The 17351-nt window shown below is 73.0% G+C and carries 14 protein-coding genes and 2 pseudogenes; 2 read left to right on the top strand and 14 right to left on the bottom strand.

Annotation, left to right across the window (positions count from 1 at the left end):
- From BGM09_RS03405 to pdhA, 8 genes and pseudogenes are all read right to left on the bottom strand, one after another.
- A pseudogene (locus BGM09_RS03405) lies at positions 1-280 on the bottom strand (hypothetical protein); the annotation flags it as partial.
- Positions 281-440: 160 nt separating this feature from the next.
- Positions 441-1400, bottom strand: coding sequence for an NAD(P)H-quinone oxidoreductase (locus BGM09_RS03410; RefSeq protein WP_188279869.1), 960 nt, complete (start codon positions 1398-1400; stop codon positions 441-443).
- Between the two features lie 94 nt (positions 1401-1494).
- On the bottom strand, positions 1495-2634 hold the full coding sequence (locus BGM09_RS03415) for a potassium channel family protein (RefSeq protein WP_188279870.1): 1140 nt from the start codon (positions 2632-2634) through the stop codon (positions 1495-1497).
- Positions 2635-2821: 187 nt separating this feature from the next.
- Positions 2822-4399, bottom strand: coding sequence for a molybdopterin molybdotransferase MoeA (locus BGM09_RS03420; RefSeq protein ID WP_188279871.1), 1578 nt, complete (start codon positions 4397-4399; stop codon positions 2822-2824).
- Positions 4396-5384, bottom strand: a pseudogene (locus BGM09_RS03425) (DUF6457 domain-containing protein). The gene BGM09_RS03420 and the pseudogene BGM09_RS03425 overlap by 4 nt, the downstream one beginning before the upstream one ends.
- A gap of 146 nt (positions 5385-5530) precedes the next feature.
- Positions 5531-6862, bottom strand: a complete 1332-nt coding sequence (locus BGM09_RS03430) for a dihydrolipoamide acetyltransferase family protein (RefSeq protein WP_188279872.1) — start codon at positions 6860-6862, stop codon at positions 5531-5533.
- Positions 6862-7890 (bottom strand): alpha-ketoacid dehydrogenase subunit beta, encoded by a 1029-nt coding sequence (locus BGM09_RS03435; RefSeq protein WP_188279873.1) that lies wholly within the window; start codon positions 7888-7890, stop codon positions 6862-6864. Before BGM09_RS03435 ends, BGM09_RS03430 begins: the two co-directional genes overlap by 1 nt.
- On the bottom strand, positions 7887-8987 hold the full coding sequence (gene pdhA, locus BGM09_RS03440; RefSeq protein WP_188279874.1) for a pyruvate dehydrogenase (acetyl-transferring) E1 component subunit alpha: 1101 nt from the start codon (positions 8985-8987) through the stop codon (positions 7887-7889). The genes BGM09_RS03435 and pdhA overlap by 4 nt, the downstream gene beginning before the upstream one ends.
- A 179-nt stretch (positions 8988-9166) precedes the next feature.
- Here pdhA and BGM09_RS03445 point away from each other — a divergent pair, with 179 nt between their 5' ends.
- Positions 9167-9649: an Lrp/AsnC family transcriptional regulator gene (locus BGM09_RS03445; protein WP_188279875.1), complete on the top strand. Its 483-nt coding sequence runs from the start codon at positions 9167-9169 to the stop codon at positions 9647-9649.
- 38 nt (positions 9650-9687) lie between these two features.
- On the opposite strand, the gene BGM09_RS03450 is transcribed toward BGM09_RS03445, so the two are convergent.
- From BGM09_RS03450 to BGM09_RS03460, 3 genes are all read right to left on the bottom strand, one after another.
- Positions 9688-10470, bottom strand: a complete 783-nt coding sequence (locus BGM09_RS03450; RefSeq protein ID WP_188279876.1) for an alpha/beta hydrolase family protein — start codon at positions 10468-10470, stop codon at positions 9688-9690.
- A gap of 79 nt (positions 10471-10549) precedes the next feature.
- Positions 10550-11137, bottom strand: a complete 588-nt coding sequence (locus BGM09_RS03455) for a TetR/AcrR family transcriptional regulator (RefSeq protein WP_188279877.1) — start codon at positions 11135-11137, stop codon at positions 10550-10552.
- Between the two features lie 7 nt (positions 11138-11144).
- On the bottom strand, positions 11145-12632 hold the full coding sequence (locus BGM09_RS03460; RefSeq protein WP_188279878.1) for a 3-hydroxyacyl-CoA dehydrogenase: 1488 nt from the start codon (positions 12630-12632) through the stop codon (positions 11145-11147).
- Between the two features lie 155 nt (positions 12633-12787).
- On the opposite strand from BGM09_RS03460, the gene paaN reads away from it, so the two are divergent.
- A complete protein-coding gene (paaN, locus tag BGM09_RS03465; protein ID WP_188279879.1) occupies positions 12788-14464 on the top strand; it encodes a phenylacetic acid degradation protein PaaN in 1677 nt (558 codons plus the stop codon).
- A gap of 9 nt (positions 14465-14473) precedes the next feature.
- Here paaN and BGM09_RS03470 read toward each other — a convergent pair whose 3' ends face one another.
- From BGM09_RS03470 to BGM09_RS03480, 3 genes are read right to left on the bottom strand one after another with little or no spacing between them, the layout of a single operon-like run.
- Positions 14474-15340 carry a TrmH family RNA methyltransferase gene (locus BGM09_RS03470; RefSeq protein WP_188279880.1) on the bottom strand — a complete coding sequence of 289 codons (867 nt, stop codon included), beginning with the start codon at positions 15338-15340 and terminating at the stop codon, positions 14474-14476.
- Between the two features lie 38 nt (positions 15341-15378).
- Positions 15379-16683, bottom strand: coding sequence for an HTTM domain-containing protein (locus tag BGM09_RS03475; protein WP_411158249.1), 1305 nt, complete (start codon positions 16681-16683; stop codon positions 15379-15381).
- Positions 16680-17345: a DUF5819 family protein gene (locus tag BGM09_RS03480; protein WP_188279881.1), complete on the bottom strand. Its 666-nt coding sequence runs from the start codon at positions 17343-17345 to the stop codon at positions 16680-16682. The genes BGM09_RS03475 and BGM09_RS03480 overlap by 4 nt, the downstream gene beginning before the upstream one ends.
- Positions 17346-17351 lie beyond the last annotated feature (6 nt).

The raw sequence follows: 17351 nt of genomic DNA on the forward strand, positions 1-17351 counted from the left end.
TCACCGGCGGCCCGCTGGGCCCGGCGGTCGGCGCGGCGTCCGGGCGTCCCCCGTGCCCGGCGCTGCCGACCGTCTCGTGACGGCCGACGAGACCGGGGACCAGCCCGGTGAGCACCTCGGTGACGATGTCCGCGCCCGGCGCCGGGAGCGGCCGGACCGCCGGGGCCGTGGGCTCGCCGGGTCCGGGCGCGACCGCCCACGCGGGAGCCGTCGCCGACGCCGTCACTGCCACCGTCATTGCCGCCGTCACCGGCACGAGCAGCGCCCCCACGAGCAGCACGGGCGCCGCCCTCCGTATCGCGCATCGCCTGCCGGGTGCCCGCCGCACGCGTCCCGCCTCTCCGCCGAACCCTGTGTGGATTCAGCGTCACACGCGGCAACATTTCCGGCATCCCGGACGACCGGCTCCGTATCGGACCGTTATCCGCGAGAGGGCGTGTTCACGCCGTGGTCAGGAGCACTTTTCCGATGTGGGTGCTGCCGTCCACCACGCGGTGCGCCTCGGCCGCGTCCCGCAGCGGGAGCGTACGGTCCACGACCGGCCGTACGGTCCCGGCCTCGATCAGCGGCCACACGTGCTCGCGTACCGCCGCCACGATCGTGGCCTTCTCCTCCAGCGGCCGGGGCCGCAGCGAGGTCGCGGCGACGGCGGCGCGCTTGCTCAGCAGCGTGGCCAGATTCAGCTCGCCCACGAGGCCGCCCTGGAGGCCGATGACGACCAGCCGGCCGTTGACCGCGAGCGCGTCCACGTTCCGCCCGAGGTACTTCGCGCCCATGATGTCGAGGATCACGTCGGCCGTGACGGCCTTCTCGAACTCCTGCTCGCGGTAGTTGATCAGGATGTCCGCGCCCAACTCCCGGCAGGCCGCCAGCTTCTCGGCGCTCCCCGCCGTGACGGCCACCGTCGCCCCCACCGCCTTGCCGAGCTGGACCGCCATCGTGCCGATCCCGCTCGACCCGCCGTGCACCAGCAGCGTCTCGCCGGGGCGCAGGTGCGCGGTGAGGAACACGTTCGACCACACCGTGGCCGTCACCTCGGGCAGCGCCGCCGCCGTCACCAGGTCGATCCCCTCGGGCACCGGCAGCAGTTGGCCCGCCGGCACCGCCACCTTCTGCGCGTAACCGCCGCCCGCGAGCAGCGCGCACACCTCGTCCCCGACCCGCCATCCCGCGACCCCGGAGCCCACCTCGACGATCCGCCCGGAACACTCAAGGCCCGGATACGGCGACGCCCCCGGCGGCGGCGCGTAGAACCCCTGCCGCTGCAACAGATCCGCCCGGTTCACCGCCGTCGCCGCCACCTCGACGACGACCTCGCCCTCCCCCGCGACCGGATCCCCGACCTCCGCCCACGTCAGCGCCTCGGGCCCGCCCGGCTCCGGAATCGTCATGGCATACATCCCCCCACGCTACCGCTGCGCTCAGCTCCCCGAAGTCGGCGCCTGCGCGTCAGGGGCGCTGGGAGGTGCCCCCAGCGCCCCTGAAGAACACGCTCTAGGCGAGGGGCGGGCCGGCGGGACCGGCGCGGTGGATGGCGATCACGCGGTCGGTGAGAAGCAGAGGCGCAGCCTCGGGATCGTCGTGGTCGAGAAGCCGATGCCCCCGCTTGACCGACACGACGAGGTCGTGGAGGTCACGCGGCGCCTGCCCCGCCTCGGCCTTGGTCACCGGCCGTTCGATGAGATCGAGCCCGCTCCCGTACGTGATGAGGTCGTCCATGACGACCCCGACGCTCGGGCTGAGCATGGACAGGCCGAGAAGCCGCCCGGCCGCACTCGAACTGGTGATGACGGCGTTGGCCCCGGACTGCCGGAGCAGAGGCGCGTTCTCCTCCTCGCGGACGGACGCGACGATGTGGGCGCGCTTGTTGAGCTGACGCGCGGTCAACGTGACGAGCACGGCGGTGTCGTCGCGCTGCGCGGCGATGACGATCTCCTTGGCCACCTGGGCCTCGGCCCGCAGCAGCACGTCGTTGCGGGTGGCGTCGCCGACGACGGCGACGTACCCCTCGTCGGTCGCGGCCTGCACGACCTTGGGGCTCGGGTCGACGATCACGATGCGGCTCTGCGGGATGCCGCGGCCGATCAACGTCTGGGCCGCCGACCGGCCCTTGGTGCCGTATCCGACGATGACCACATGATCGCGCAAGGTTCTCCTCCAGCGCTTGAGGCGGAACTGCTCGCGGGTCCGCTCGGTCAGCACTTCCAGGGTCGTCCCGACCAGGATGATCAGGAAGATCACGCGCAACGGCGTCACCAGGAAGGTGTTCGCGAGGCGGGCGCCCGTACTGTACGGGACGATGTCGCCGTAGCCGGTCGTCGACAGCGTCACCGTCGCGTAGTAGAGCGAATCCAGGAACGACACCGAGCCGTTGGCGTTGTCGTGGTAGCCGCCGCGGTCGAAGTAGACGATCAGGACGGTGGCGAGCAGGACCAGCAGCGCCATCAGCAGACGGCGCGAGACCTGGAGCAGCGGGCCCGCGGCGGGACGCGGGAAGGCCACCCGGCGGTACCCCGCCGTACCGGCGGAGATCGCCGCCGAGGCGCTGCCGTCGCCCGTGCCGTCGGCGCCGTCCGCGCCGCCGGGGGGAGGATCGGCGCGACCGGCCGCCGCGTCGTACCGGGGCAGTTTCATATCCCGCTCCCCATCATGTGCCGCTCACCTTCATATGCCGGTGTCGTCCACCGGTCCGACGACGTATCGCTTCGCGTACGGGATCACGTACCACGTGACGTGGGCTTACGGCGGTCACGTACCCCGTACCTTCACGTATCGAGCACGATCGCGTACCGAGCACCTTCGCGTACGCACCGGGGTGCCCTCACGTGCCGCTCCCCCACGCCAGCGCGAGCGCCCCGGTGTCGAGTACGGCCGTCTCGTCGCCCGCGCGGGCGCCGCCGGGCGGGATGACGGCCATGCCGTCGGCGGCGGCGAGGCCGCGGAGCATGGCGGGGCCGGAGTAGGTGAGCAGGCGGGCGGCGGAGTCGTCGTCGAAGACGACCGGGACGAGGCGGGTGTCGACCGGGTGTCCCGGCACGTCGGCGGTGAGCGGGGCCGCGTACGGGGCCGGTACGGGGCGGCCCGCGAGGGTCCGCAGCAGGGGGGCGGCGAGGGTCAGGACGCCGGACACGGCGGCCAGCGGGTTGCCGGGCAGCCCGATGAGGTGGGTGCCCGAGGGGAGTTCGGCCAGCACCATGGGGTGTCCCGGGCGGACGGCGACGCCGTCGACCAGCAGTTTCGCGCCGAGTGCGGCGAGGACCGGGTGCAGGTGGTCGACCGGTCCGCCCGCGGTGCCGCCGGTGGTGACCACGAGGTCGGCGGTGCTCTCGCGGACCGTCCTGCGCAGGATGTCGGCGTCGTCCACCAGCCGCCGTACCGCCACCACTTCGGCGCCGAGCGCGCGCAGCGACGACGGGAGCATCGGGCCGAGCGCGTCCCGCACCCGCCCCGACCTGGGCAGGCCGTGGTCCAGCAACTCGTCGCCGAGGACCAGGACTTCGACGCGCGGCCGTACGGTGACGGTCAGCTCGTCGTAGCCCGCGGCGGCGGCCAGGCCGAGTACGGCGGGGGTCACGACGGTGCCCGCGGGCAGCAACTCCTCACCTCCCCCGCACTCCTGGCCGCGCGCCCTGACCTCCTGGCCCGGCGCGGGCGCGGGGTGCGGCGACCGCACCTGCAACCACTCGCCGTCCGTGCGGCGCTGCGTCCAGCCGTGTTCGCTGCGCAGTACCGCGGTGGTGCCGGTCGGCACGGCGGCGCCGGTCGCGATGGGGGCGGCGTGGCCGACGAGCAGCGGCTCCGCCGGGCGCTGCTGTCCGGCGAGCACCGAGGCGCCGCGCAGCCGCCACGGGCCCGGACCCGCCACCGCCCAGCCGTCCATCGCGGAGGAGTCGAACGACGGCAGGTCCGTCAGCGCCGTCAGCGCCCTGGCCAGCGTCATGCCCAGCAGGTCCTCTCCCAACTCCCGTGTTTCGGAGCCGAGTCGGCGGCCGACGCGGCGTGCGATCCGCCGTGCCTCGGGCCACGGCACGGCGTCGGCGGGGGAGTCGGCGGGGGAGGGGGAGGTCGAGGGGAGCGGGGGTTGGGCGGCTGCCTGCGCGGGGGCCGGGCCATGGACGGGGGGCCGGGGCGCGGGGCCCTCCGGGGTGGGGGCGGTGTCGTCCCGGCCGTGGCGGAGCGCGACGGACAGCGGGTCGTTACGGTCCTGGCTCCCGGAACCGGCGGCGCCGGTGGACCCGGCGGACCCGGCGGACCCGGTGGCGGTACGGCGCGAATCGTTGGCCAGGGCGAGGGCGTCGTCGAGCGCGCGGTCGGCGGCGTCGGAGGCGGTCGCGTCGAAAGCCTTCGCATCGGAGGGTCCCGCGTCGGAAGGGCCCGCGCCGGGGCGGGTGCCGCTCATTCCGCCGGTTCCGGGTCGGTGCCGGGGGTGCCGGGGGTGCCGGGCCCCTGTGCGTCGGCCTCTTGTGCCCAGCGCACGGCCAGGGCGGCGGCCTTGTCGGCCGCCTCCCGCACGGCCTCGGGGCCGCCGCCCGCGCGCGCCGCCGCGTAACCCACCAGGAAGGTGGTCAGCGGCGCGGCCGGGCGAGCGACGCCGTGCGCCGCGTCGCGGGCCAGATCGAGCAGGACGCCGGTGTCCACGTCCAGCTCGATACCCAGTTCGGTCTTGGCTGCTGCGATCCATTCGTCCAACACAGGGCCATGGTCCCTGAAACCGGGCCCGCTGTGGGACAGGCTCACCCCTCGGACACCCCGTCCAGCCGTGCCCGCGCCACCGCCACGTCCTCCCACGTGTCGCAGTCGAACGACGCGTCCCCCGTCGGATCGGCCCGCCTCCGCACCACCAGCTCCCGGGTCAGCAGCCGCAACGGCAGCCCTGCCAGCCCCCCGTGCTCGCCCTTCAGCAGCGCCACCTCCCGGCGCAGCGCCTCCCCCCAATACGCCCCCGCCAACGGCTGATCCCGCCCTCCCGCGTCGGTCAGCAGCACCCCCTCCGTCCCGGTGCCGAGCCCGCCCAGCGCCTCCACCAGGCCCGCCACGGCGTCGACCGTCAAGAACGGCAGATCGGCCGCCAACACGACGACGATGTCCGGCGCGGGAGGCGCGGCAGCGCCGGGCATGGACAGGGCCAAGTGGGCCAACGCGGTCAGCCCGGCGTCGAGCGCGGGCAGCGGCCCGCCCCCCGGCGGCTCCTCCCGCGCCCAGCTCACCGCCCGTACGGTCCCCCGGCGCGGCCCCACGACCACCGTCCGCTCCGCCCCCGCGCACGCCTCCAGCACCCGGTCGAGCAGCATCCGCCCCCCGACCTCCACCGCCGCCTTGTCCACCCCCCCGAGCCGCCTCGCCCCACCCCCGGCCAACACCACCGCCACAAACCCAGTCGCCACCCCCCGAGTATCCCCGCCGCCCCCGCACCCGCCGCGCTGGACAGCGGGCTCACGCCCCCAGGGGCGCGGTCGGTTCCTTTGCGCTGGGCGGACCCGCGCCCCGGAAGGACCGGGCCGCCGCCCGGCGCAAAGGGACCGCCCGGGGGTCAGACGGCGGCGAGGAGAACGGCCGGGTTCTCGACGCAGTCGGCGACAAAGCGGAGGAACCCCCCTGCGGTGCCGCCGTCGCAGACGCGGTGATCGAAGGTGAAGGAGAGCTGGACGACGTGGCGTACGGCCAGCTCACCCCGGTGAACCCACGGCTTGGGGGCGATACGGCCGACGCCGAGCATGGCGGCCTCGGGATGGTTGAGGATCGGGGTGGAACCGTCCACCCCGAAGACCCCGTAGTTGTTGAGCGTGACGGTGCCGCCGGTCAGGTCCCGCGGCGTCAGCGCCCCGGTCCGAGCGGCCTCGGTCAGGCGGCCGATCTCCGCGGAGAGCCCGGACGTGGACCTGGTGTGGGCGTCGTGCACGACAGGCACGACCAGGCCGCGTTCGGTCTGCGCCGCGAAGCCGAGGTGGACGGCGGACAGCCGTACGATCTCGCGCCGCTCGGCGTCGACCGTGGCGTTCAGCTCCGGGTAGCGGGCCAGCCCTGCCGTCACGATCCTGGCGAAGAGGGCCAGCACCGAGATCCGCTCGCCGCCCGAGGCGTTCATCGCCGCCCGCGCGGCCAGCAGTTCGGTGGCGTCGGCGTCCACCCAGCACGTGGCGTCGGGTATCTCCCGCCGACTGCGGGCCAGCTTGTCCGCGACCATGCCGCGTACCCCGCGCAGCGGCACCCGCTCCTCCCCTGCCACGACCGAGGCCGGGGACACGGCGGGGGCCACGGCAGGGGCCTGCGCCGGGGCCGCCACCGCGCGCTCGACGTCCGCCCGCAGGATCAGCCCGTCGGGCCCCGTACCGGCCAAGGCCCGCAGGTCCAGCCCGTGTTCCCTGGCCAGCCGCCGGACCAGCGGCGATATGACGGCAACCGGACCGTCGGCGACCGGCACCCCGGTGACAGGCACCTCGGTGACCGAAACCTCCGCCTTCACCGAACCGTCCACCGCCCGCACCCGTCCGCGGCGCCGCGCCACCGCCGTACCGGTGCCGTAACCGACCAGCACATTGCCCGAGCCCTCATCGGACCCGCCGCCCGAAGCGCCCGAGGCGTCCGGACCCTCCGGGTCCCCGGCGGCGTCGGAGTGCGAGCCCACCGCGACCGTGACCAGGGGGCGGCCGACATCGAGGGTGTCGCCCTCGGCGCCGAAGCGGGCGGTCACGACGCCGCCGTAGGGGCAGGGGACCTCGACGACGGCCTTCGCGGTCTCGACCTCGACCACCGGCTGGTCGATGGCGACGACCTCGCCGACCTCCACCAGCCAGCGCACGATCTCCGCTTCTGTGAGCCCTTCGCCCAGGTCGGGGAGCGTGAATTCCTTGACGACGGCCATCAGCCCTCCCACTGCAAGCGGCCGACGGCGTCGAGAATCCGGTCGACGCCGGGCAGATGGTGCCGTTCCAGCATCGGCGGCGGGTAGGGGATGTCGAACCCGGCGACGCGCAGGACCGGCGCCTCCAGGTGGTGGAAGCAGCGCTCGGTGATCCGGGCCGCTATCTCGGCGCCCATGCCGCCGAAGCCGGACGACTCGTGCACGACGACCGCCCGCCCGGTGCCGCGTACGGCCGCCGCGACCGTCTCCTCGTCGAAGGGCACGAGGCTGCGCAGATCGACCACGCCCAGGTCCCAGCCCTCCTCCTCGGCGGCCTCCGCGGCCTCCAGGCAGACCGGGAGCGAGGGGCCGTAGGTGACCAGCGTCGCGGTGCGCCCGGTGCGCCGCACCACGGCGCGGCCGATCGGCGGAACCTCGGCCGGTGCGGCCGGCGACCAGTCGGACTTTGACCAGTAGAGCCGTTTCGGCTCCAGGAAGACCACCGGGTCGTCGGAGGCGATGGCCGCCCGCAGCAGCCCGTAGGCGTCCTCGACGGTGGCCGGGGTGACCACATGGAGGCCGGGGGTGTGCGCGTAGTACGCCTCGGAGGAGTCGCTGTGGTGCTCGACACCGCCGATTCCGCCACCGTACGGGATGCGGATGGTGATCGGCAGCGGCAGCGCGCCCCGCGTGCGGTTGCGCATCTTCGCCACATGGCTGACGAGCTGCTCGAACGACGGGTAGGCGAAGGCGTCGAACTGCATCTCGACCACCGGGCGCAGCCCGTACATCGCCATGCCGACCGCCGCGCCGAGGATGCCCGCCTCGGCGAGCGGGGTGTCGGTGCAGCGGCTGTCGCCGAATTCGGCGGCGAGGCCGTCGGTGATCCGGAAGACGCCGCCCAGGGTGCCGATGTCCTCGCCGAGGACGTGGACGGAGTCGTCGGCCGTGAGCGCGTCACGCAGCGCCTGGTTGAGGGCCTGCGCCATGGTGGCGGGTTTGCGGGTGGGCGCGGCGGCGCGGCCCGCGGCCGGTGCGGCGGTGGTCATGACTGCCGCTCCGCTTCCAGCTCGGCCCGCAACTGGGCCTCCTGTTGCCGCAGTTGCTGCGTGGGCTCGGCGTAGACGTGGGCGAACAGCTCCGTCGGGTCGAGCCGCGGATCGGCGTTCATCCGCTCCCGCAGGTCCGCCGCCATGGTCTCGGCCTCGTCGGCCGCGCTCCGCCTGACGTCGTCGTCGAGCAGTCCGCGGCCGGTCAGTTCCCGTTCCAACAGGTCGATCGGGTCGTGCGCGCGCCAGGCGGCGACCTCGTCGTCGTCGCGGTAGCGGGTGGCGTCGTCGGCGTTGGTGTGCGCGTCCATCCGGTAGGTGACGGCCTCCACGAGCGTGGGGCCGCCGCCGTCCCTGGCCCGTCCGACGGCCTCGGTCAGCACCTCGTGGACGGCGGCCACGTCGTTGCCGTCGACCAGCCGTCCCGGCATCCCGTAGCCGACCGCCTTGTGGGCGAAGGAAGGGGCCGCGGTCTGCTTGGCGAGCGGTACGGAGATGGCGAAGCCGTTGTTCTGCACGAGGAAGACCACCGGGGCCTGCCAGACGGCCGCGAAGTTCAGCGCCTCGTGGAAGTCGCCCTCGCTGGTGCCGCCGTCGCCGACCATGGCGAGCGCCACGACGTCGTCGCCGGTCAGCCGGGCGGCGCGGGCCAGCCCGACCGCGTGCGGGAGCTGGGTGGCCAGCGGGGTGCTGAGCGGGGCCACCCGGTGTTCGTGCGGGTCGTAGCCGGTGTGCCAGTCGCCGCGCAGCAGTGTCAGCGCCTCGACCGGGTCCACGCCCCGGGCGACCACCGCGAGGGTGTCGCGGTAGCTGGGGAACAGCCAGTCACGGGGCCGCAGCGCGAGAGCGGCGGCGATCTCGCACGCCTCCTGACCGGTGCTCGACGGGTAGACGGCGAGTCGGCCCTGCTTGGTGAGGGCGGTGGCCTGCCGGTTGTAGCGCCGGCCGCGGACGAGCTGCCCGTACAGCGTGCGGAGCAGGGCGGGGTCGAGCTCCGCGGCAGCGGGGGTGCCGAGCAGCCGGTACGGCTCCGGGTCGGGCAGCAGCGGCGCGGCTTCGGTGCGGGGGCGCCAGGCAGGGGTGTCCAGCACGGTCATCGCAGCACCTCCTTGTGGTCGGTGACCGAAAAAGCGGTCGGGCGTGAGCGGGTGTCGCTCCCTACCGATTGTTCGGTCGTCGGAGGCATTTTGGCTACAGGGTGGTTTCGCCTGTGGACAAACGGTTCTGCACAGCCTGAGATGGAGCCAGTACGTCCATGGTAAGGAGGCACGGGGGGATGGCGAGAGAACAGATGGCCGCACAGGACCCGGAGGTCCGACCGCTGGACCCGATCGACCGCACGATCCTGCGGCTGCTCCAGGAGGACGGAAGGGCCTCGATACGCTCCGTCGCCGAGCGTGTGCACGTCTCACGGGCGAACGCGTACGCCCGGATCAACCGGCTCATCGAGGACGGAGTCATCCGAGGTTTCACCGCTCGCGTCGACCACGAACGCGCGGGCCAGGGCGCGTCCGCGTACATCACGCTCAAGATCGTCCAGAATTCCTGGCGGACCGTACGTGAACAACTCATCACTCTTCCGGGTGTTGCCCACATTGCCCTGGTAAGTGGTGATTTCGATGTTTTGCTGCTTGTCCACACCGCCGACAACCGGACCCTGCGCGAGCTGGTCCTGACCCGGCTCCAGGCCATCGAGGAAGTCCTCAGCAGCCGCACGCTGCTGGTCTTCGAGGAGACCGACCAGGTCGTCGGCGACTGAGGACCGGCGCCGGCCCCGGCCTCGGGCGGCGCCTCCGGTCAGCCGCCGTACTTCTTGAGGAACGCCTTGACCTCGGCGTAGTTCGCCTCGTCGGACAGCATGCTCACGCCGTGCTGGGAGCCGCCGACGATCGTCAGGTCGTTCTCCTTCGCCTTCTCCGTCAGCTTGCTCAGCTCCTTCGTGGAGTCCTGGAAGGGGCTGTCGAATTCGGCGGCCATGTAGAAGACGGGCATCGTCAGATTCGGTACGGCCATCGAGGCGTCCATGCCGGAGTACGTCGTGGGCGCGGACAGCGAGACGACCGCGTCGACCGGCGGCGTGATGGCGCCCGCGGCGGACAGCACCGACGTACCGCCCTTGGACGCGCCGACCAGCAGCAGCTTCGTGACGCCCTCGGATCGCAGATAGGCCGCCGCCGCGGTGAGTTCCCGCACCTCGCTTCCCGCGGAGTTCACGGCCAGCACGCGGTAGCCGTCCGCGGCCAGGTCCTGCGCGTGCGGCACCCACTGGCAGACGTCCCCGTCCGCCTGGTGGGCCAGCACCAGCCCGGTCCCGCCGGTCCCGGTCAGATAGCCCTCGACGTCCTGGCCGTCCGCGCCCGGGAAACTCACCGAGCCCGCTTTGGCCTGTTCGGGTGACAGGCAGCCGAAGTCGGTCACCGTGGCGGTGGGCGCGGGGGCGGGCGCGGCCCTGTCCTTGTCCCCGTCGTCCCCGCCGCCTGCGCACCCGGCCAGCAGCAGGAGGGAAACGGCCAGTGCGGAGGCGGCCACCACCCGCGCTGGCGGCCCGAATCGCGCGACAGATCGCTCAGCGGAGAACATGGCTGGATCGTGCCGGGGCCACCCCCGGCGGGTCAATGGTCTGGACCATCCGACCGCACGGTCACTCGGCCCGCCTTCGCTACGTACGCAGTCCGTCGAACGCCAGCCGCACCACCGCGTCCGCCACCTGCTGCCGGTCGAGCGCGCCCTTGGCCTCCGGCCGGTACCACTCCACGACCGAGTTGATCATCCCGAAGAGCAGCCTGGTCGCCAGCCTGACGTCCACGTCGCCGCGCAGATCGCCGTCCGCGACCGCCGCCTTCAACAGGTCCGCCACCCGCTGGTCGAACTCCCTGCGCCGCTCCATCGCCCAGCGCTCGGTGTCGGTGTTCCCGCGCACCCGCAGCAGAAGGGTGACGTAGGGAAGTTCCGCCATCAGCACCTCTGTCGTACGCCTGGTGACGTACTCCAGCCGCCGCACCGCGCGGCCGTCGACCGCTCCGGGCTCCTCCAGGATGCCGAAAAGCCCCTCAAGGGCGCGGCCCACCGCCCTGTTCAGCAGTTCTTCCTTGCCGCGCACATGGTGGTAGATCGACGACTTCGAGATGCCCGCGGCGCGCGAGAGATGCTCCATGGACGTGCCGTCGTAACCGCGCTCGTTGAAGACCTCGACGGCGACGGCGAGCAGCGAATCCGGCGTATAGGTGTCGCGCTTGGGCATGGTCATGAGGAGATCATTCTTCCTCCGCCCTCGCGCGCCACAGCACTTCGACCGAAGGCGCGTAACGGCCGTTGGGGTAGTACGAGTGCAGCGACTCCAGCGTCTCGCACACCCAGGACAGGGAGAGCCGCTCGCCCCATTGCAGCGGGCCCAGCGGGTAGTTCACGCCGAGGCGCATGGCGGTGTCGATGTCGGCGGCGGACGCCACTTCTTTTGCGACGGCGTCGGCCGCGAGGTCCACCAGCATCGCGACCGTCCGCGCCACGATGAGGCCGGGGACGAGCCGGATGACGCTGACCTGCTTGCCGAGCGCCTGGAAGAGCCCGACGGCCTCCGCGAGCGCCGCGTCCGGCACCTCGGGGGTCCGCGCGAGCGCCATCCTGGTGGCCGTCGCGTAGTCGGCCGCCAGGTCGAACTGGATACCCGGCTCCATGGTGCCGTCCGCCGGGTAGAGATACGTTCCGTCACTCAACTCGAAGCCGTGGACGCCGTCGTCCTCGGTGACCTCGATCCCGGCCTCGCGCGCCAGACCGACGAGCGCCTGCGCGGGACCCAGACCGCCGTGGACCACGCGCCGCGGCGCGTCCGCGGGCTCCGCGGTGTGCGGTCCCGGCCCGGCACCGGGCTGCGGCGCCGGTTCGTATACGAACCAGCCGCGGCCCGTCTTGCGGCCGAGGCGGCCGGACTCCACCAGGCGGCGCTGGGCGAGCGACGGCGTGAATTTGGGGTCGTGGAAGAACGACTCCCACACCGATCTGGTGACCGCCTCGTTCACGTCCTGGCCGATCAGGTCGGTGAGCGCGAAGGGGCCCATGGCGAAGCCGCCGCATTCGCGCAGCACCGCGTCGATGGTGGCGGGGTCAGCGGCCCGCTCCTCGTGGACGCGCAGGGCCTCGGCGTAGAAGGGGCGGGCGATCCGGTTGACGATGAAGCCCGGGGTGTCGGCGCAGCGGACCGGGGTCTTTCCCCACGCGGCGGCCGTGTCGTAGGCGGTGTCGACGGCGGCGGGGTCGGAGGCGGCGCCCGCGACGACCTCGACCAGCGGGAGCAGCGGGGCCGGGTTGAAGAAGTGCAGGCCGACGAGGCGGCCGGGCAGCCGCAGGGCGCCCGCGACGGCGGTCACCGACAGGGAGGAGGTGTTGGTCGCCAGCAGGCAGCCGTCGCCGACGGTGTCCTCCAGCTCGGCGAAGAGCCGCCGCTTGACGGCCAGATCCTCCACGACGGCCTCGACGACGAATGCGGCCGGGGCCAGGTCCGCGATGCCGTCGGCGGGTACGAGCCGGTCGAGCGCGGCGCGGTGTGCGGCCGCGTCGAGGCGGCCCTTCTCGGCCAGCCGGTCCAGCCGCGCCCCGACGCCCGCCGCGGCCTTCGCCGCCAGTCCCGGCGCGGCGTCGTACAGCAGCACGCGGTGCCCCGCGAGCAGCGCGACCTGCGCGATTCCCTGGCCCATGGTGCCTGCGCCGACGACGGCGACGACGCCGCCGCGGTCAAGTGCGGTCACGGTGGCACAGCTCCTTCCCGAGGTACTGCGGAGATCCTGCCGGGTCTTTCCGAGTTATCCACAGGCCGGGACGTCCCTCTTGTCCCGACCGAACATTCGGTTAATCTAGCGTTGTCTCTGCTACTCAGCCCAGCTCGACGAGGAGTTGGTCCGCCATGTCCGCCACTGTCTCCGCCGTGACCTTGATCGAACGCCATCGTGACACGCTTGACAAGGCGCTCGATGCCGTCAGGACCCGGGCGTACTGGTCGCCCTACCCCGAGCACCCGAAGGCGTACGCCGACGCCGACGAGGGCAAGGCCGCCTTCGACGCGCTGCTCGGCCACCGCTTCGAGCTGGACCAGCCCGGCACGGACGGCTGGACGGGCGCCGAGCGCTCCCCGTACGGCCCGGACCTCGGCGTGGAGTACCCGCACCCCGATCCGGACGTGCTGCTGCCCGCGATGCGCGCCGCGATGCCCGCCTGGCGGGACACGGGAGCCGAGGCGCGCGCGATGGTGTGCCTGGAGATCCTGGCGCGGATCAACGCGCGGACGCACGAGTTCGCGCACGCCGTGATGCACACCTCCGGGCAGGCGTTCACGATGTCCTTCCAGGCGGGCGGCCCGCACGCGCAGGACCGCGGCCTCGAAGCGGTGGCGTACGCGTACGTGGAGCAGGTCCGCACCCCGGAGACCGCGGAGTGGATCAAGCCGCAGGGCAGGCGCGACCCGCTCAATCTGCGGAAGTCCTTCACCGCGGTGCCGCGCGGCATCGGCCTGGTGATCGGCTGCAACACCTTCCCCACGTGGAACGGCTACCCGGGGCTCTTCGCCTCCCTGGCCACCGGCAACGCGGTGCTGGTCAAGCCGCACCCGCGCGCCGCGCTGCCGCTGGCCCTGACCGTACGGGTGGCGCGCGAGGTGCTGGCCGAGGCGGGCTTCTCCCCCGACCTGGTCTGCCTGGCCGTCGAGCGGCCCGGCGAGGGCCTGGCCAAGACCCTGGCGCTGCGCCCCGAGGTCCGGGTCATCGACTACACCGGCTCCACCGCCTTCGGCGACTGGCTGGAGGCCAACGCCCGCCAGGCGCAGGTCTTCACCGAGAAGGCCGGCGTCAACACCGTGGTGATCGACTCCACCGACGACTACCGCGGCATGCTCTCCAACCTCGCCTTCTCGCTGTCCCTCTACAGCGGCCAGATGTGCACCACCCCGCAGAATCTGCTGATCCCGCGCGACGGCATCGACACCGACGCGGGACGGCGGACGTACGACGAGGTGGTCTCCGACATCGCGGGCGCGGTCGACGGACTGCTCGGCGACGACGCGCGGGCCAACGCGCTGCTCGGCGCCCTGGTGAATCCAGACGTCAAGGCACGGCTCGACGCCGCCCCCGGAATGGGCGAAGTCGCCCTCGCCTCCCGCTCGGTGACCCACCCGGACTTCCCCGACGCGGTCGTCCGCACCCCGGTGCTGGTGAAGCTCGACGGCGCCAAGCCGGACGCCGAGGCGGCCTATCTGTCGGAGTGCTTCGGCCCGGTCGCCTTCGCCGTGGCCGTGGACTCGACCGCCGACGCGCTGGAGCTGCTGCGCCGTACCGTCCGCGACAAGGGCGCGATGACGGTCGGCGGCTACACCACCTCCGCCGAGGTGGAGCGCGGCCTGGAGGAGGTCTGCTGGGAGGAGTGCGCGCAGCTCTCGCTCAATCTGACCGGCGGTGTGTACGTCAACCAGACGGCCGCCTTCTCCGACTTCCACGGCTCCGGCGGCAATCCGGCGGCCAACGCGGCCCTGTGCGACGGCGCGTTCGTCGCGAGCCGCTTCCGGATGGTGGAGGTGCGGCGGCCCGCCTGATCGCGGGGTTCAGGGGCGGCCGGGCACCCGCGGCGAGCGGGACGTGGCCGCCCAGTGGAAGAGCGCCATGCCGACGCTGGTGGCCAGGTTGTAGCTGGAGACCTGCGGACGCATCGGCAGCGCGACCAACTCGGCGGCGCGTCCGCGCAGTTCGTCGCAGACGCCGTGCCGCTCCGAGCCGAAGACGATGAGCGCGTCGTCGGGGAGTTCGACGGAGCGGATGTCCTTGCCCTCCGGGTCCAGGACGTACAGCGGTCCCGGCGGCAGCGCGTCGGCGGCCGTACGTTCCACCGCGGTCGCGTAGTGCAGCCCGGCTCCCGCGCGCAGGGCGTTGGGGTGCCAGGGGTCGAGATCGCCGGTGCTGACCACACCGGTGACGCCGAATCCGGCCGCCAGCCGGATCACGGCCCCGACGTTGCCGAGATTGCGCGGGCTGTCCAGGACGACGACCGGTGCCTGCCGGGGCCGTTCGGCCAGCAGCGCCAGGTTGGCCGCCCGGTCGCGCCGGTCGGCGAGCGCGGCCACCGCGGTGGGGTGCACCCGCGTCACCAGCCCGCGCAGCGCCGCGGCGGGGATCTCGGTGACGCGCGCCGCCAACTCCTCAGCCAGGTCGGGGGCCAGCTCCGCCGCGAGGCGCAGCACGGCCTCCTTGTCGCTGCTGACCGCGGTGCGCACACGGGCACCGAAGCGCAGCGCGTGCTTGAGGGCGTGGAAACCGTCGAGCAGCACCGCGTCCGGCGCGGCGGCCTGCCAGGCGAGGACCGCGGCCGCGTCGCTCCTGGTGGCCGCATCGGCTTCGGCCGCCTGAGCGGCCTCGGTCGCCGGGTCGGGTTCGGCTGCGGCGGCGGGTCGGTGGGCGGCCTCGTCCTCGGTCATGGCCTCAGCGTACGGTGCGGCTCGCCAGCCCGATCACGTCATGTCACGGCGCTGGGCGGTGGCGGTCCCACGGCCGGTTCCCCCGGCTCGGCGGACCCGCCGTCCGCGGCGGTGCGCTGCCCGTGGAGCACAGGCGTCGGCCGCGCGGCGCCCGGCCGCAGCCGCCGTACGAGCCGGTCCCCGGCCCAGACCAGGAAGCCCGTCGGCAGGAACACCGCGTCGGCGGCGATCATCGCGAGCGAGAAGAAGGGCAGGCCGAGCACGATGGCGATCGAGGCGTGCTCCAGCATCATCGCGGCCAGCAGCACGTTCTTCACCCGGCGGTTGAACAGGGTGAAGGGGAAGGCGACCTGGACGATGACCGTGCCGTAGGTGATGAGCATGACCATCAGCTCGTTGCCCGCCAGGGTGTGCGACAGGGCGGGCCAGGGGGTGAAGTCGTCCAGATGGAGCGGGTAGTAGAGCGCGGTGCCGTCCTGCCAGCGGCTGCCCTGGATCTTGTACCAGCCCGCGGTGGAGTAGATCAGGCAGACCTCGGCGACGATCACGAGCATCGCGCCGTTGTGGATGACATTGGCGATGATGTCGAGCACGGTGCGCGGCTCGCCGGGCGCGACCCGCCGCACCGCCCACCACAGCGCCTGGACCAGCCAGAACAGCCAGAACAGCACGGCCCATTCGGTGCTGAGCTTGCCGAACAGGGTCGCCGCCACGAGCGCGAAGCCGAACACCGCCCACAGGGCGACGCCGACCGGATCGGCGCCCGGCTCCGCGTCGGACACGGAAACGGGTGGCAGTCCGGCACGCGCCTCGGCCGCCTCCCCGCGGGCCGCGCGGCGCCGGTCGAGCGACCAGACCTGGCCGCAGCGGGTGAAGACGAGGTAGATCGCCATCAGGTGGATCACGTTGTCGCCGCCGTCGCCCTCGAAGACGCTGCGGTTCTGGAGCGACAGCACGCCGATCATGAAGAACACCGACGCGGTACGGGTCCGCCAGCCCAGGAGGAGCATCGCGCTGGCGACGATCGCGAAGGCGTAGACGCACTCGAACCAGGCGCGGCCGTCGTTCCACAGCAGCACGGTGAAGGCGTGGTTCCCGGCGACCAGCCGCTTGGCGAGGTCCCAGCTCCAGGGCGCGTCGGGGCCGTACAGCTCGGCGCGGTGCGGGAATTCGCGCAGCAGGAACAGCAGCCAGGTCAGCGAGAAGCCGATCCGGATGATCGCGCTCTGGTACGGGCCGATGGCCCGGCCGGTGATGGCGTTGACACCGCGCCCGACGGCGCGGTCGAGACCTTTGCCGAGCCCGGCGAACGGCGAGGGGACGAAGGAGTCGCGCGCGCTCACGATGCGTTCTCCTGACCGGCGGGCGCGGTGGTGACCGGCCACCAGGGCAGTTCCCGGTAGTAGGGCTGGGTGCTGGTCTGCTGTCCGTTGCCCGACGGCGGCGGGACCGCGGTGGTGGCGGAACGCGCCTGCAAGCGGACGACGTCACCGCCGTTGAGCCGCGGGCCGAAACGCTCCTGCAGAATCCGCTGGAGATACGTACGGCTCATGTCGCTGCGGTCACCGCCGGTGGGCTGCTCCTTGTCGTCATGGGTGTCGGTGTAGAAGCTCCAGGCGCGGCGCAGCTCGTTCTGCTGGGTGTGGCTGGGGGCGGGGTTGTGCCGCATCGCGGCGACGTCCATCGCGGTGAGGTCGACCCAGCCGGTGGTGGAGAGACTGCCGTCGGGCTTGCGGACCTCGGCGCGGGCCTGCACATGGATGTTCTGTTGCAGCGGGTCGGGCGCGAACAGCTTCCAGTTCTGCTCGAACTCCGGATAGACGTAGTCGTCGACCGCCGCGCCGTGCTCCCTGCTGAGCGTGTTCGAGGGCGCGACGTGCAGGAACACCATGCCGAGGTGGTACAGCGCGCCCACGACGACCGCGCCGATCGCCAGGGCGACGGCTATGCGCGCGGGCGTGGACAGCGCCGCGGTCCGGGGCGGCGGCCCCTCGAATGACTCCATCGTCTC

This window comes from Streptomyces sp. CBMA29 (genome assembly GCF_014596445.1).
GTDB lineage: Bacteria > Actinomycetota > Actinomycetes > Streptomycetales > Streptomycetaceae > Actinacidiphila.